The sequence below is a fragment of the Myceligenerans halotolerans genome (genome assembly GCF_054782975.1).
Genome location: NZ_BAAGRL010000007.1, coordinates 116,468 through 131,886, shown reverse-complemented (window position 1 = coordinate 131,886; position 15,419 = coordinate 116,468). Strand labels below are relative to the sequence as shown.

Genomic DNA, 15,419 nt, shown 5'->3' with positions numbered 1-15,419 from the left:
TCCTGACCCCGTCACGGAAGGCACCGATGAGCCACGTGGTCGAGCCAGACTCCCCGCAGCACGCCGTCGAACGTGAGGAACCGGGGCCGGCCGAACCGGCCGGCCCCGCCACGCGTGCCGAGCCGCAGGCGGCCCGCCGCGAGGAGCCCGCGAACCGGCACGTGCCGGTCGCCCCGGGCCAGGACATCCTCGAACTGCGCATCCACGGGATGGCGAACACGCCGCCGCACCACATCCTCGACCTGCCCGCCGACGAGGTCGTCCAGACCGACGGCGACGGCCTGGGCAGCTTCTGGGTGCCGACCCCGGAGGCCGACGCCCGCGACCGCGAGCCCGCGCCGGGCGACATGCGGGACCGCACGGTCCCCGCCGGGGACCCCCACGAGATCCGGAACGACGTCCGCCGGGAGGCCTACTCCTGGGGCGCGATGTCACGCCTGGCCCGCCTGCCCTTCGGCGGCGTGCTCGGCGTCGTCGGCACGGTGGCCACGCGGGTGATGTGGGTCGCGATCGTGCCGTTCGGGCTGGCGAACGCCGGCTACTGGGCCCGGCGCGTCCCGGAGGCGCTCCCCGAACCGACGGCCGGACGCATCCTGCCCGACCCTTCGGCCGCCCTGACCAGGATCTTCGCCCTGTTCCTCACGCTCCTGTTCACGACGACGACGGCCACCGTCGCCCTGTCCACGATCGGCACGCGGTGCATGGGCCTCGTGACGGGCGAGACCGTCCCGGTGTGCGCCCGCATCCCGGACGGGCTGTACTGGCTGGCCCGCCTGGACCACGGCGAACGGCTCGGCTGGCTGTCGCTCGTGCCCGTGGTCGCCGTGGCCGTCCTGGTGCTCATCGCGCACAGCGGCAGCGTGAAGTTCGAGTCCCGCGTCTCCGCGCTGATGGCCGGCGAGACGGCGGCGTCCACCGAGGGCCCCGCCCTGCGGCGCCCCGGCTTCTGGACGCGCCGCACCGGCACCGGAGCGCTGTACAGCCACCTGGCGGCGTCGCTCGGCCTGCTCTCGGCGCTCATGCTGTGGACCTCGGAGCGCACGGCCTGGGCGGCCGCGCCGGGCTTCGCCGTCGCCCTGGTCGCGACCTGGATCGTCGCCCTGCGCACCGACGACGACGGCGTCCAGGTCGCGGCGCCGCGCTGGAAGCCCCGGGCCGCGTTCGCCCTGCTTGTCGGCGGGCTGGCCGTCTGGATCGGGGCGTGGGTCACGCTGGCCGACGCCGGTTCGCCGGTGGAGGCGCCCCGGCTGATCGGCATCGAGGCCGCGCCGGGCCTGCTCGTCGTCGCGCTCACGGGGATCGCGTCGGCGGCGCTCGTGTGGCGCCGTGCCCGCCGCGCCCGGCCGGCACTCATCCTGGTCTGGCTCCTCCCGCCGCTCGTCGCGACGGCCTGCACCGCCGTGGCCACGCTCGCCGCGCCCGGCGGGCAGCCGCTCCCGGTCTCCGTCCGGGCCGTGCTGCTGGCGGTGGCGGTGGCCGTGCTCGCGATCCCCGCGACGTGGGCGGTCGCGCGACGCCGCGCCAACGGCTCGCGCGCCGAGGGCTGGGGCAGTGCCGGGCCGGGGGTCTTCCTGCTGCTGTCGACGGCCGCCGCGGCGGTCTTCTCGAGCCTCGTCGTCGTGGGCGTCCAGTGGTACCTGCGCTCCGCCCCGACCAGCGCCGTCGTCTCCGGCTCCGGCGGCGGGCTGTTCGTCGACGTGATGGTCGACGCCGACCCCCGCGAGATCGTGCCCGTCCCGCCCGTCTACACGGAGTTCGGTGCCAGCGTCGCCGTCATCGTGGCGGTGTCCCTGATCCTCCTGATGGCGCTCGTGGCGCCGGCGGTCGTCGACGCCGTGCGGCACGGCACCCTGTGGATCCCGCCGGCGGTCGACACGTCGGGGCCGAAGCGCGGCCCCGGGGCGCGCGCCGCGCGGGCCGCCGGCCGCGGACTCCCCGGAGCGCGCGCCGGGGACCTGATCGAACCCGGCATGCTCACCCCGGCCGCCCAGCGCGCGCTGCGCGCCCGCCAGCTCGCCGCGATGACCCACCGCTCCGAGCTCGCGGTGTCCGCGCTGGCCGTCGCGTCCTGGATCGCGCTGGTCGCCACCATCCCGCTCGCGGTGGCGCCCGGCGACCTCGGCGGTCCCGCCACACTGGCGCTCCCGGGCTTCCTCGGCGACCCGTCCGGCCTGTTCGCCGTGCCGGCCTGGCTCAGCGCCCTGGCGGTGCCGATGCTCGGCACGCTCGCGGCCGCACTGGTCGCCAGCGCCCTGGCCGGGGCCGTGGACAACGCCACCCGGCCGTGGGGCCTGCTGTGGGACGTCCTGTGCTTCCTGCCCCGCAGCGCCCACCCGTTCGGTCCGCCGAGCTACGCCGAGCGGGCCGTCCCCGAGGTGCGCGGCCGCGTGGACTCGTGGCTCACGGCCGTCGACGTCGACGACGACGCCTACCGCGAGGCCGTCGCCCGCCGTCGCCGGGTCGTGCTGTCGGCGCACTCCATCGGCGGCGTCATCGCCGCGGCGGTGGTGCTCATCAGGTCGGGGAACCCGGTGTACCGGCAGGCCCAGGCCGACGGCCGGATCGGCCTGCTCACCCACGGCGTGCAGCTGCGGCCCTACTTCGGGCGGTTCTTCCCCGAGCTGCTCGGACCGGGCGCGCTGGGCGTCCCGCCGGTCGGCCCGCCCGCGTGGTCGGGCGACCCGTGGAAGGCGGACGACGCCGGCCTGCCGGAGGAACCCGCGTGCGAGCGGAGCCTGCGCGGCCTGCTCACGCCCGCGACAGGCGCGACGGGAACGGGGGAGTACGACGGCGCGCCGGCGTGGATCAACCTGTGGCGGCGCACGGACTTCATGGGGTTCCCCGTGATCGGGTACGAGTCGAACGAGATCGACCGCGGGGCCGAGGAGGTCGACCGGGCGGCGTACCTGTTCGAGATCGGCCTGCACGGGGGATATCCGCGTACGACCGCCTACCAGGAGGCGCTCGACGAGGTCGTGTCGCGACTGGACCGCACGTGATCCTCGCGGGCCGGTGAGGTGACGCCGTTGTCGCATCACCGGCCCGCGAGGCCTGCGCACACGAGGTGTGCGCCCTCGGGGGAGTCTCTGGGTCCAGCGGAGCCGCCGGGCGGCCGCTCAGGCGACGGCCGGCAGGGGGGCCACGACGTCGCGGAGGCGGAGCAGCGCCTCGTTGAGGATCTGCTGCACGCGCTCCCGGGTCACCCCGAGACGGCGGCTGATCTCCTCGAGCGTCCGGGTGGTGCCGTCCACGAGCCCGAAACGCAGCTCGAGCACCCTGGTCTCGACCGCGTCCAGGTGGGCGAGGGCCTGGCGCACGCGGCGGCGCAGGATCGACTGCTCGGCGGAGGGGGTTCCGCCGTCGAAGGAACCGCCGTCCGGGGTCTCGGCCCGCCTCCCGGCGGCGATCGCGCGGACCACGGAGCGGCGCACCCAGCGGGTGGCGAACGCGGCGAACGTCCCGTGGGCCGGGTCGTAGTTCTCGGCGGCGCGCACGAGGCCGACGTTGCCCTCCTGCACGAGGTCCATGAACGGCAGGCGGCCGGCGTAGGCACCGACGACGTCGGGCACGATGCGCAGATAGGCCAGAACGAGCCTCTCCTTCGCGTATTGCCCGGCCTTGACCCTGGCTTCGAGGTCGACGCGCAGCGACGGCGAGACCGCGGTCTTCGCGAGGGTGCGCGCGGCGGCCGTTCCGAGGGCGGCCCGTTCGAGGAGCACCGCTTCTTCTGCAGGGTCGAGCGACGGTGTGCGCTCGATGATCTCCTGGTAGGAGAGCGGGAGCGCGGGATGCGCGCCGGAACTCCGGGAGCGGCGGGGTCGGGAAGCTCTGGCGGTTCTCATCACTGATCTCCTTCGTCGTGTACGAAGTTGCCTTGGTGGGGACATTAGCGAACCATTGGGGTTCATGGGAAGTACCAGGATTTCGCTGTCAGTGATAACGGGGGGATAACAGCCCGTGCGGCAGAATCATGGACCGTGATCACCCCCGACGTTGTCCACCTCGACGACCCGGCCGACGAACGGCTCGCGGACTACACCCGCCTCACCGACGTGGCCCTGCGCAGCAAGCACGAACCGGCCAAGGGTCTCTACATCGCCGAGAGCACCCAGGTCATCCACCGGGCGCTGGAGGCCGGCCACCGGCCGCGGTCCTTCCTCATGGCACCGAAATGGCTCGGGACCATGGCGGACGCGCTGGCCGTCTGTCCGGGCGTCCCGGTCTACGTGGCCGAGGAGCCCGTGCTCCGGGAGATCACGGGCTTCCACCTGCATCGCGGCGCGCTCGCGTCGATGCACCGCCCTCCGCTCGCCCCGGCGGCCGAGGTGCTGGCCGCCGCGCGTGGGGGAGAAGGGGCGCGGCGCGTGGCCGTGCTGGAGGATCTGGTGGACCACACGAACGTGGGTGCCATCTATAGATCAGTTGCAGCTCTTGGCGTCGATGCCGTGCTGGTGACGCCGCGGTGTGCGGATCCTTTGTATCGGCGTTCGGTGCGGGTGTCGATGGGGACGGTGTTCCAGGTGCCGTGGACGCGGCTGGAGTCGTGGCCTGGCGATATCGAGGTGCTGAGGGGTGCTGGGTTCCATGTGGCGGGGATGACGCTCGGTGCGGGCGCGATCACGCTGGACGAGCTGGTGGCGCAGGACCATCGGAAGCTGGCGTTGGTGTTCGGGACCGAGGGGCATGGCATGCGGCCGGAGACGGATCGGTTGCTGGATGCGCGGGTGACGATTCCGATGATGGGCGGGGTGGACTCGCTCAACGTCGCGGCGGCGTCGGCGGTGGCGTTCTGGGCCACGCGGACCTGAGCGCTCTGCGTGCTCGCCCCGGCGCGACGTTGGTTCATGGAGCGCCGCGACGGCCTGTTCGCGGCGCTCGCGCTCGCGCACGGTCCGTAGGCGGTCCGGCTTCGAGTGTCCTGTTCGTCACAGGGTGAAGCGCCTCGTGATGGAGGCACGGGCTTGACATGACAAGGTGTGGCTAACCTAAGTTAGGCACACCTTCATTCTTGTCTGACATCGTGAGGAATGCCCCTGATGCCCCACACTCCCGGCAGGTCGCCGCTGGCCGCACTCATCGCGGCGGCCACGGCGGTCGTCCTCACGGGCTGCGGACCCGCCCTGCCCGCTGCGCACGAGACCGAGCAGGGGGCCGTGGTCGGCACCACCCCATTGAGTGAACTCGAGCCGCTGGCCGACCCGCGCGACTGGACCGGTGAGCTGACAGTCGGCACCGCGGACCGGCCGGTGGACCCGGTTGCCGAGGCTCCGGTGCCGGACCTGCCCGTCACCGTGACCGATGCGCAGGGCACCGACGTCCAGGTCACCGACACGAGCCGGATCCTCGCCCTGGACATCTACGGGTCGCTGTCGCGCATCGTGTTCGACCTCGGGCTGGGCGACAGCGTCGTGGGCCGCGACATCTCCTCCGGCTTCCCGGAGATCGCCGACCGCCCGATCGTCACGTCGAACGGCCACGAGCTCACGGCCGAGGCGATCCTCGACCTCGCGCCGACGGTGATCCTGACCGACACCACTCTCGGCCCCTGGGATGTGGTGCTGCAGGTGCGCGACGCCGGTGTCCCCGTCGTCGTCCTGGACAGCCGCCGCAGCCTGGAGACCGCCGACGACCTCGCAGTCTCCGTGGGCGAGGCGCTCGGCGTGCCCGACGAGGGTGAGGAACTGGCCGAGCGTACCCGGGCCGCCCTGGACTCGACCCTCGCCGAAGTGGCGACTCTCCTGCCCCAGGACCCGGAGGCGCGCCTGCGCACCGTCTTTCTCTACGTCCGTGGTCAGTCGGGGGTGTACTACCTGTTCGGCGACGAGTCCGGGGCAGACTCCCTGATCGAGGGGCTGGGCGCCGTCGACGTCGCGAGTGAGGTCGGCTGGAAGGGCATGCGCCCGCTCACCGACGAAGGACTCATCTCGATGCAGCCCGACCTCGTTCTCATGATGACCGGCGGTCTGGAGTCGGTGAACGGCGTCGACGGCCTGCTGGAGCAGGTCCCCGCTCTCGCGCAGACCCCGGCCGGGGAGAACCGGCGCATCGTCGCGATGGACGACACCGAGATCCTGTCGTTCGGCCCCCGGTCGGCCGACGTCGTCGACGCGCTCGCCCGCGCTTTCTACGCTCCGGAGAGCCTGTCGTGAACGGCCTGCGCACGCTCCCTCCGGCCCGGCCCGCCCGCGCGGCCGCGCTGGCGACGGGACTGGCCGTGGCGCTCGGTGTCCTGGTCGTCGTGGCCGCGGGGGCCGGGCAGCTCCACGTCCCGCCCGCCGAGGTGCTGGGCTCGGTGCTGCACCGGGCCGGCCTGGACCTGGGACCGCTCCCGTCCCACCCGAACGGTGACGCTGCGCTCTGGAGCATCCGGTTCCCGCGGGTCGTGATGGCCGCTGTGGTGGGCGCGGCGCTTGCCACGGCGGGCGCGCTGATGCAGGGCATCTTCGGCAACCCCCTGGCGGAACCCGGTGTGGTCGGCGTCTCGGCCGGCGCGGCCGTGGCGGCGTCGGTCACCATCGTGCTCGGCCTGCCCGCCCTCGGGCCGTGGACGACGGCGGCCGCCGCGTTCGCCGGCGGCCTCGGCGCGACCTTCCTCGTCTACATGATGGCTCGCTCCGGCGGCCGGACCGAGGTGGTCACCCTGGTGCTCACCGGCGTCGCCGTGAATGCCGTGTGCGGGGCAGGGCTCGCCCTGGCCATGTTCCTCGGCGGAACCGCCGAGCGGGAGCAGATCGTCTTCTGGCAGCTCGGCTCGTTCAACGCGACCCGCTGGTCGGAGGTTGTCGTCGCGGCTCCGCTCGTCCTGCTCGGCCTCGCGGGCGCGCTGCTCGTCGCCCGCCGCCTCGATCTGCTGTCCCTGGGGGAACGGTCCGCCCGGCATCTCGGCGTCGACGTCGAACGGCTGCGCGTGCACGGCATCGTGTTGGTCGCCCTCCTGACGGCCGCCGGGGTGGCCTTCTGCGGCATCATCGCGTTCGTCGGCCTCGTGGTGCCCCACCTGATCCGCATGGCCGTCGGCCCGGCCCACCGCACGCTCGTGCCGTTGAGCGCCCTGGGCGGCGCGGTCCTCCTGCTCGGCGCGGACCTCGCGGCGCGGACCGCCGTCCCGTACGCCGACCTGCCGATCGGCATGCTCACCTCTCTGGTGGGCGGGCCGTTCTTCTTCTGGCTGATCCGCCGCACCCGCCGCACCGCCGGAGGCTGGGCATGAGCGCTGCCGCCCTGACGACCCTGACCGGCGTGAGCGTCCACGCCGGCAACACCCTCCTGCTCGACGCCGTCGACCTGACCGTCCGCGCCGGCGAGGTGCTGGTCCTCGTCGGGCCCAACGGCGCGGGCAAGTCCACACTCGTCTCCGTCCTCGCCGGTGACCGTGAGCCCGACACCGGCGAGATCCGCTGGGGCGGGACACCGCTGGGCGCGGTCCGGACCGCAGAGCTCGCGCGGCTGCGTGCCGTCCTGCTCCAGGAGAACCACGTCAGCTTCCCGTTCCGCGTCGTCGACGTGGTTCGCATGGGGCGCGCGCCCTGGACGTCCGGCCCGCCGTCGGCCGACGACGACGTCGTCGCACGGGCACTCGCCGCGGCCGAGGTCGGGCACCTGGCCGAGCGACGCTATCCGACCCTGTCCGGAGGCGAGAAGTCCCGCACCTCCTTCGCGCGAGTCCTCGCCCAGGACACCGCACTGCTCCTGCTCGACGAGCCCACCGCCGCCCTCGACGTGCGCCACGCCGAGCAGGTGCTCCGCCAGGCGCGACGGGTCGCGGACGCGGGCGGCGCGGTGGTCGTCGTCCTGCACGACCTGGCGCTCGCCGCGGCCTGGGCCGACCGGGTGGTCGTGCTCGACGGCGGGCGCGTCGCCGGGGTCGGACCGCCCGCCGCCGTCCTCACGAGCAGCCTGCTGTCCCGGGTGTACCAGCACCCGGTCGACGTGCTGCCCCATCCGGTCACCGGCGGCCTGCTGGTGTTGCCGCGCTACGCCGCCCGCCGCGACCCGGGAGAACCCGAGCCGGCGGAACCGGGGCTGACGGAGACCGACCTGGAACTGACCGAGGAACGCCGATGACGGACCGACACCTGCCCGCCCGCCGCGCCGGGGGAACGCGCCCTTCTGACCAAGGAACTCTCATGACGGTTCGACCCGTGACGGCGAAGCGCCTTCGCGTGATCGCGCTGGCCCTGGCAGCCACGTTGGCCGCCGTCCCGCTCGCGGCCGCCCTCGGGCCGGCGCCGTCGGCGCACGCGGCGGCCCGGGTGACCGTCGCCGGTGTCGGGGGCGGCGCACGGGCGAACGCCGACGGTGCGACGACGGTCGGGCTCACGGGCTCGGGCTTTCAGTCGGTGCCGAAGGGTTTCGGCGGCATCTACGTGTTCTTCGGCTGGATATCGGACCCTGGCGGCGGATCCTGGCGCCCGAGCCAGGGCGGCGTGTCCGGCTCGGGCTACCGCTACGTGCCCGACGCGCAGGAAGCCGAGAACGCCGGCTACCAGAAATTCGTCGCCTTCCCGGGATCGAGCACCGAGGCGGAGGCCAACGGGGGCACCCTCGCGGCCGACGGGTCGTGGTCGACGAGCCTCGTGATCCCGGGTGCCCGGTTCACGGCGGCGGACGGCTCCGACGTGGACTGCACGCGCGTGCAGTGCGGCGTCATCACGATCGGCGCGCACGGCGTGCGGAACGCGAACAACGAGACCTTCACCCCGGTCAGCTTCGGCGGATCCGCGTCCGGGAGCGAGGACGGTGACACGGATGACGCGGAGGGCGCTGTCGCGCCGAACGGCGGAACGGCAGCGGACGATCCGGCGGAGGGCGATCCGGCGGGGGAGTCCGGCGAGAGCGGGGCGCAGGTCGATCGCGGTGGGGATGCAGTGGTCACCCTCGGCGTGGACCAGGCCACGGCCGTGGTCGGACGCGTCCTGAGCTTCGGTGCGCAAGGGCTCGAACCGGGTGAGCAGGTGACCGTCAGCCTCGACGACGGCGTGGTCGCCGTCGGGCCGCTGGCCGCCGGGAACGCGGGCGAGGTCGCGGGGCTCATGGAGCTGCCCGCCGGCCTGCGCACGGGAACGCACGTGCTGCGGCTGGTCGCGCCGTCGTCGGACACGGAGATCGAGACCGAGGTAACCATCACGCGTGACCCGGCCGAGGCCACGGCCGGGGAGGACGCCGCCGAGGCGGCCGGGGCCGAGGAGGGGTCCTGGACGCCCGCCGAGATCGCGGTGGGGGTGGCCGCGCTGCTCCTGCTGGTGGTGGTTGTCGCCTCGGCGGCGAGCTCGATCGCGCAGCGCGTCGCCCGGCGCCGCGCCGCGCGGTCCCGGGACTCCGTCCCGGGAGACGGCCCGGGGGAACCGGACGCCGACCCGGAGCCCGGCACCTCGCCGACCGCCGACGGGGCGCGGCCCGCCGACGCCGTGTCGTCCGGCCACGCCGAGCCGACGCCGGAACGGGAGGCGGGAGCATGAACCGCCTGCGCACCGCACTGGCCCTGGCGCTGCTCGTCACACTGGCGCCGACGCCCGCACCGGCGGTGGCCGACGACCAGGACCCCTTGCAGCTGACCGTGACCGTGCCGGACGCCGGCACGCCCGGCGGCGACGGCCAGACCGACCCGGGCGAGCTCACGAACGCGCAGCTGCGGTGGGGGGTGAGCACGCAGGCCGGGTCGGAGAGCCACCTGCCCGGCCAGTGCGCCTTCCTCGTCGCGGGCAGGCCCGGCGGCGACGGTGACACGGGCGGGAGCCGGGTGTGGACCGACGCCGACCGCGGGCTGTACCGGTCGGTGGTCGGCGACGTGCGGGTGATGCGCCCCGTCGGGACGGGTGCGTCCCGGGAGGAGGTCCGGGCCACGTTCGACACGCGGTGCACCGCACCGGACGGGCAAAGCGTCTCCTACGCGTCAGGGCGCACGTCCCAGGCGGAGGTGGTGCTGTCCGGCGGGACTGGCCGCCGGGAGGCCGACGGCGCGGTGCGGATCCGCTGGGAGGGCACGTTCACCGTGGTTTTCTACGGGGGCCTGGTGCACTGGTGGGTCACCGACCCCGAACTGCGGCTCGACGCGGACGGCAGCGGGTCGCTGGTCGCCACGCTCGGCGGTTACGGCACGGACCGGGAGGACGCCACGCAGTGGGTTCGTCTGGAGGAGACCCGCACGCAGCTCGTCACGTTCACGGGGAGGGAGCTCGACCCCTCCTCGCGCGGCGGCTCCCTCGTGCCCGACTACTGCGGCGTCGTGGCAGGCTCCCCGGACCAGCTCCGGGAAGACCCGCCGGGAAGCTGCTGGGGCGCGTTCCCCGCCGGATTCCTGAGCTTCCACCGGCAGGTGGGCGATGCCGCCTTCTGGTACTCCACCGGGACGCGTGACGAGATCAAGCCACCCGCGAACGTGACCGTGAGCTTCGACGCCACTCGGCCGGTGGAGAGCGCGGGTCCCGCACCCGGCGTCGCCGGTGACGGGGCCGCGACGGGCGGTCCCGTCCCGGGTGGCATGTTCGCGCCGCCGGGCACGACGCCCCTGTCGGGCCCGAGCGGTGGCGCCGCGGACCCGGCGGCCAGCCCCGCGGCGGATCCCGCCGACGGCGCGGACCGTGGGGTGGTGCCCCTCGCGGCGGCGACACTCGGCGGCCTGCGCGACGCCCTGCTCCCCGAAGCCCTGGTGCCTCGCGGCGACGAGGGGCAGCGCCTCGCGATCCTCACGACGATCCTGCTGCTGACCGCCTCGGTGGCGGTCGTGGGCTTCCGCCAGGGATGGCTGAAGCTGCCGTTCCGTCGACGAGAGCGACCGGAACCCTGACCTCGCCGGCTTCGGCCGGCCCCTGAACCCCAGCCCCAGCACGTCCGACGAGCACCCGCTCACCCCAGACGAAAGGCACCTCTCATGTCAGTATCCCCTCGCGCCCGGAGGGCGCGGCTCGGCGCCGGGCTCGGCGTCGTCGTACTCGGCCTCGGGACCGTTCTGACCGCGCTCCCGGCGCAGGCCGCGGAGCCCGGGGAGGTCGCCGCTGACAGCGGCGACCTGTCCTGGGGCTTCCGCCAGAGCTTCCGCAACTACGTGGGACGGCAGATCGCGGCTCTCCCGCCGGTCGGGGCCGTCCCGGTGGGCGAGCGCATCACCCTGATCGACCCGGCCGAGTTCGACGAGTCCGGCACACCGGCCGCGGACCTGGACACCGACCCGCCGAACGAGACCCTCCCGTACCTGTTCGCGGTCGCCGGAGGCAGCTTCACCAGCGCCGACGACCTGCGTATCGACACCGCCGGCGGCGCCGTCTACCACTTCCCGTCGCACGCCTTCACGGTCACCGTGGAGAACGTCGACGTCGTCGTCGCAGGCGGCACAGGATCTGTGGTGGGCGACCTGACGGTGGAGATCCCGGAGAACAACCTCGGCTACGAGGCGGGCACCTACGGCGGCGACGACGTCGTCCTCGGCGACGTGGCCACCACCACCGTGACCGAGACCGCGGACACCGTCACCGTCAGCGGCACCGGGGTCACCCTGACCGAGGCCGGCGCGACGGCCCTGCAGGACTTCCTCGAACCGGGCGCCGCGCTCGACGACTTCACCGTCACCGCCGCCGTCACGGCGAGCGGGAGCGGCGATCCGGGCGAGGGCGAGCCCGGCGACGGCGACGTGCCGATCGAGGTCACCGTCCCCGAGCACGGCGGCGAGCCCGGCGAGTTCACCTGGTCGATCGCGGGCGGCCCCGGCGCGGTCAGCCTGGGCACGGCGGAGGCCGGCGCCGACGCGTTCACGGCGTCGGGCAACCTCAAGCAGGTCACCGTGACCGACACGCGGGACGGGGCTCCCGCCTGGAGCGTCGTCGGCACGGTGACGGACTTCGTCGCCGGGACCGACACGTTCGACGGGTCGGCGCTCGGCTGGACCCCTTCGGTCAGCGCGAACACCGGCGGAGCCGTGGCCGGAGCCGCCGTACCCGCCGGCACCGCCACGGGTCTGACGGCAGGGGCCACCCTCGCGTCGGCCCCGACGGGCCACGAGCTCGGCTCCGTGACCGCCGACGCCGCGCTCGACCTGCGCATCCCGCTGGACACGCCTGCCGGTGACTACACCGGCGTGCTGACGCTCACCGCCATCGGCTGACGTGAGCGTGCGAACCACACCGCTGCGGCATACCTTCGGGCGCGCCGCAGCGGTGCTCCTCCTGGCCGCGGCCGTACTGCCGGTCCTGGCGCTCCTCGCAGGGACCGCCCCGACCACGGCGGTTGCCGCGGTCCTGGCCGCCGACGATGACCTGACCTGGTCACTCGCACCCGCCGACAACCGCCAGGGCACGGATCGTGCCAACTACGCCTACGAGGTCGAGCCCGGAGACGTGATCCGGGACGCCGTCGTGGTGACCAACCGGTCGGCCGTGCCGCTGGAGCTGGCCGTGTACGGCACCGACGCGTTCACGACGCCGGACGGACACCTGGACCTGCTCCCGGCGGGCGAACCGGCAATCGGGCTCGGGACGTGGCTGAGTTTCGGCGACTCGTCCGCGACCCTGGGCCCGGGGGAGTCGGCGGAGATCCCGTTCATGCTCCGGGTGCCCGGCGACGCGGGGCCCGGCGATCACTCCGGAGGCGTGGTGACATCCCTGACCCAGGCCGTGGGCGACACGTCCCTGACCGTCGACCGGCGGCTGGCGCTGCGCGTGCACGCGCGGGTCGCCGGTGAGCTGGCGCCCGGCCTGGAGGTTTCCGACGTGCGGGTCTCCACCGCGTCCTCCCTCAACCCGGTGGGCATGGTGACCTCGACGGTGACGTACACGCTGACCAACACCGGAAACGCCCGGCTCGTCCCGTCCGAGACGGTGAGCGTGACGGGGCCGGCGGGGGTGTTCCCGGTGACCTGGTCCGGCGACCTCGATGAGATCCTGCCGGGATCCTCGACCGAACGCACCGTCGAGGTGCACGGCGTGCGGCCCGCGGTCCGGGCGGAGGCGACGGTCGAGGTGAACGGTGCGGTCGCGGGTATCGGCGGCGGTGCCGCGTCGGCCCAGGGGGCGGTGGCCGGGTGGGCCGTGCCGTGGGCGCTGCTGGGGCTCGTCGTGGTCGTGACGGGAGGTGCCGTGCTCGGGCCGGTGATGGTCAGCCGGCGCAGGGCTCGTTCGACGCCGGGCCTGCCGTCCGCCGTGGCAGGACGCGGCGCATGAGTCGTCGGCAGGTGGGCGCCGCGGCGCCGCGGGTGGTGCTCGGGTGCGCGGTACGCTGGCGGGCGTGCACGCCCGCGCCGGGATCGTCGGCTACATGCGCACCGTTCCGAACGAGTTCCTCGAGGCGGCTCGCTCACCCGCCGAATTCCGTCCGTCCGCCTCTGCTCAAGGAGACAACGCATGACCGGATCGACACTCGCCGGCACCCCGCCCATGGGCTGGAACAGCTGGGACTGCTTCGGCGTCTCCGTCACCGAGGACGAGGTGATCGCCAATGCACGGTTCATGGCGGAGCACCTCCTCGAGTACGGCTGGGACACCGTCGTCGTCGACCACCAGTGGTACGAGAGGAACGCGAGGATCAGCGACTACCCGGAGACGTCGGATCCGGTGCTGGACACCTGGGGCCGCCAGATGCCCGTCGCCACCCGGTTTCCCTCCGCGGCCGACGGCAAGGGGTTCGCACCGCTGGCCGATCGGATCCACGCCCTGGGGCTGAAGTTCGGCGTCCACGTCATGCGTGGCATTCCGCGCAAGGCCGCCGACCTCGACCTGCCGATCCTGGGCGCCGGCACCACCGCGGCCCGGATCGCGGACAAGGGCAATCTCTGCGAGTGGAACAACGACAACTACGGGCTGGACATGAGCAGGCCCGGCGCCCAGGAGTACTATGACTCCCAGGTCGCACAGCTCGCCGAGTGGGGCGTCGACTTCATCAAACTCGACGACGTGCTGTGGCCGGTGCAGACGGCGGAGATCGCCGGGTATCACGCCGCGATCGAGAAAGCCGGCCGCGATATCGTGCTCAGTCTCTCGCCCGGGCGCCGGCTGTCACTCGCCTACGCCGGCTTCTTCGCCGAGAATGCCGAGATGTGGCGGATCTCCGACGACCTGTGGGACGACTGGTCCGCTCTGCGCGAGATGTTCCAGCGCGTGGCGCGCTGGGCGCCGCACCAGCGCGCGGGAGCCTGGGGAGACGCCGACATGCTGCCGATCGGCCGGATCGGTATCAGGGCCCACGTCGGGACGGCTCGTGACTCGCGGCTCACCCTCGACGAGCAGCGCACCATGATGACCCTCTGGTGCGTCGCGCGCTCACCGCTCATGATCGGCGGCCACCTCCCCGAGTCGCCTCCGGACTCGGTGAGGCTGTTCCAGAACCGAGAGCTCATCGACGTCCTGCAGCTGTCGTCGGGCAACCGCGAGCTCATCCGCGACAACGACATCGTGGTCTGGGAAGCCCGCCGAGCGGACACGGGGACGGAGTATCGCGCGATCTTCTGGCTGGGGGACGAGCCGGTCCAGCCGCTCCGGCTGTTCACGGCAGAGCTCGGGCTGAGCGACGTCTCGACCGCCCGTGACGTCTGGACGGGTGAAAAGGTCAAGACCGTCGACGGAGACCTCGAGCTCGATATCCCCGCTCACGGCGTCAGGCTGATCGCCTTCCAGTGAACGTGGGCGCTCGAACACCCTGGCTCGCACCGTGCCGCCTCATGCCGTGTCCCGCTCGTCGCGCTCCTCACGTGTCAGGTTGTACAGCGCGGGGTTGTCCGGGACGACGGACCACAGGTAGCGGGATCGTACGTAGCCGTCGTCCTCGCCGCCCGGCGGTGTGGCACCCGCTTCTGCTCCCTCACGCCAGCTCAGCTGCTCGTAGCGGAGGAAGAGTTCCTCGAGCTCGCGCTTGAGCGTGCGGGTCTCGTCCTCGGTGAGGATCAGCTCGCCGGTGGTCAGGACGTTGAAGAGGGTGTCGCGTTCGGTCTCGGGCACGCGCGACCTGCGGGTCAGGACACCTCTCATGCGTGCGCGGATCGGCTCGAGATAGCTGTCGAGAAGCTTGGTCCGATCGTCGGGGCCGAGCGCGACGCCCGCGTCCAGGACGTAGGCGCGCGCTGCGGCCGCCCACGGCCGCTGGCGCCCGTCGCTCTGGCGCGGCGCCCGCTGGACGATGCCGAACCCCTCGAGCTCGCGCAGGTGATAGCTCATCGCGCTCGGCGAGACTCCACACAGCGTCGCCAGATCGGTAGCGGTTCGCGGCTTCTGCGTCGTATACAGCTCGGTGACGGCCAGGAGACGCACCGGGTTGGTCATCGACCGAACCGCGTCGGGTGCGTCGATGACCAGCGTGTCGGGCACATCCACCTCCTCAGGCTACCGATGGGAAGGCCGAGGCAGGGGTTCCGGCACCACGGAGCGGCGCCGGAACCTCGGCCTCGTCCGGGGCTACGGCTTGTCCGTGATCCTGACGACGTCCGCCCGTTGTCCGGC

At 73.4% G+C, this 15,419-nt stretch carries 11 protein-coding genes and 1 pseudogene; 10 read left to right on the top strand and 2 right to left on the bottom strand.

Annotation, left to right across the window (positions count from 1 at the left end):
• Window positions 1-26: 26 nt before the first annotated feature.
• Window positions 27-2,999 carry a hypothetical protein gene (locus ACYVK5_RS06960; RefSeq protein WP_460703208.1) on the top strand — a complete coding sequence of 991 codons (2,973 nt, stop codon included), beginning with the start codon at window positions 27-29 and terminating at the stop codon, window positions 2,997-2,999.
• Window positions 3,000-3,116: 117 nt separating this feature from the next.
• Here the strand turns inward: ACYVK5_RS06960 and ACYVK5_RS06955 are convergent, their stop codons facing one another.
• Window positions 3,117-3,842: a sigma-70 family RNA polymerase sigma factor gene (locus tag ACYVK5_RS06955; protein ID WP_460703206.1), complete on the bottom strand. Its 726-nt coding sequence runs from the start codon at window positions 3,840-3,842 to the stop codon at window positions 3,117-3,119.
• 135 nt (window positions 3,843-3,977) lie between these two features.
• On the opposite strand from ACYVK5_RS06955, the gene ACYVK5_RS06950 reads away from it, so the two are divergent.
• From ACYVK5_RS06950 to ACYVK5_RS06910, 9 genes and pseudogenes are all read left to right on the top strand, one after another.
• Window positions 3,978-4,808 carry a TrmH family RNA methyltransferase gene (locus ACYVK5_RS06950; protein ID WP_460703204.1) on the top strand — a complete coding sequence of 277 codons (831 nt, stop codon included), beginning with the start codon at window positions 3,978-3,980 and terminating at the stop codon, window positions 4,806-4,808.
• Window positions 4,809-5,036: 228 nt separating this feature from the next.
• A complete protein-coding gene (locus ACYVK5_RS06945) occupies window positions 5,037-6,149 on the top strand; it encodes a heme/hemin ABC transporter substrate-binding protein (protein ID WP_460703202.1) in 1,113 nt (370 codons plus the stop codon).
• Window positions 6,146-7,210 (top strand): FecCD family ABC transporter permease, encoded by a 1,065-nt coding sequence (locus ACYVK5_RS06940; protein ID WP_460703200.1) that lies wholly within the window; start codon window positions 6,146-6,148, stop codon window positions 7,208-7,210. The genes ACYVK5_RS06945 and ACYVK5_RS06940 overlap by 4 nt, the downstream gene beginning before the upstream one ends.
• Before the next feature lie 8 nt (window positions 7,211-7,218).
• A pseudogene (locus ACYVK5_RS06935) lies at window positions 7,219-8,064 on the top strand (heme ABC transporter ATP-binding protein); the annotation flags it as partial.
• A 62-nt stretch (window positions 8,065-8,126) separates the two neighbouring features.
• Window positions 8,127-9,458: a hypothetical protein gene (locus tag ACYVK5_RS06930; protein ID WP_460703198.1), complete on the top strand. Its 1,332-nt coding sequence runs from the start codon at window positions 8,127-8,129 to the stop codon at window positions 9,456-9,458.
• Window positions 9,455-10,786 (top strand): hypothetical protein, encoded by a 1,332-nt coding sequence (locus ACYVK5_RS06925; protein WP_460703196.1) that lies wholly within the window; start codon window positions 9,455-9,457, stop codon window positions 10,784-10,786. The genes ACYVK5_RS06930 and ACYVK5_RS06925 overlap by 4 nt, the downstream gene beginning before the upstream one ends.
• A gap of 84 nt (window positions 10,787-10,870) precedes the next feature.
• Entirely contained in the window at window positions 10,871-12,097 is a 1,227-nt protein-coding gene (locus ACYVK5_RS06920) for an HtaA domain-containing protein (protein ID WP_460703194.1), read from the top strand.
• Between the two features lies 1 nt (window position 12,098).
• On the top strand, window positions 12,099-13,151 hold the full coding sequence (locus ACYVK5_RS06915; protein ID WP_460703192.1) for a WxL protein peptidoglycan domain-containing protein: 1,053 nt from the start codon (window positions 12,099-12,101) through the stop codon (window positions 13,149-13,151).
• 180 nt (window positions 13,152-13,331) lie between these two features.
• Window positions 13,332-14,603, top strand: a complete 1,272-nt coding sequence (locus ACYVK5_RS06910) for an alpha-galactosidase (protein WP_460703190.1) — start codon at window positions 13,332-13,334, stop codon at window positions 14,601-14,603.
• 39 nt (window positions 14,604-14,642) lie between these two features.
• Here ACYVK5_RS06910 and ACYVK5_RS06905 read toward each other — a convergent pair whose 3' ends face one another.
• The gene (locus tag ACYVK5_RS06905; protein WP_460703188.1) at window positions 14,643-15,287 is read right to left on the bottom strand and encodes an ArsR/SmtB family transcription factor; all 645 of its coding nucleotides are present in this window, start codon (window positions 15,285-15,287) and stop codon (window positions 14,643-14,645) included.
• Between the last annotated feature and the right edge of the window lie 132 nt (window positions 15,288-15,419).

Bases quoted from the DNA above. Each gene is read 5' to 3' on its own strand.
- ACYVK5_RS06960 (WP_460703208.1), top strand. From the start codon at position 27: ATGAGCCACGTGGTCGAGCCAGACTCCCCGCAGCACGCCGTCGAACGT.
- ACYVK5_RS06955 (WP_460703206.1), bottom strand. From the start codon at position 3,842: ATGAGAACCGCCAGAGCTTCCCGACCCCGCCGCTCCCGGAGTTCCGGC.
- ACYVK5_RS06945 (WP_460703202.1), top strand. From the start codon at position 5,037: ATGCCCCACACTCCCGGCAGGTCGCCGCTGGCCGCACTCATCGCGGCG.
- ACYVK5_RS06930 (WP_460703198.1), top strand. From the start codon at position 8,127: ATGACGGTTCGACCCGTGACGGCGAAGCGCCTTCGCGTGATCGCGCTG.
- ACYVK5_RS06925 (WP_460703196.1), top strand. From the start codon at position 9,455: ATGAACCGCCTGCGCACCGCACTGGCCCTGGCGCTGCTCGTCACACTG.
- ACYVK5_RS06920 (WP_460703194.1), top strand. From the start codon at position 10,871: ATGTCAGTATCCCCTCGCGCCCGGAGGGCGCGGCTCGGCGCCGGGCTC.
- ACYVK5_RS06910 (WP_460703190.1), top strand. From the start codon at position 13,332: ATGACCGGATCGACACTCGCCGGCACCCCGCCCATGGGCTGGAACAGC.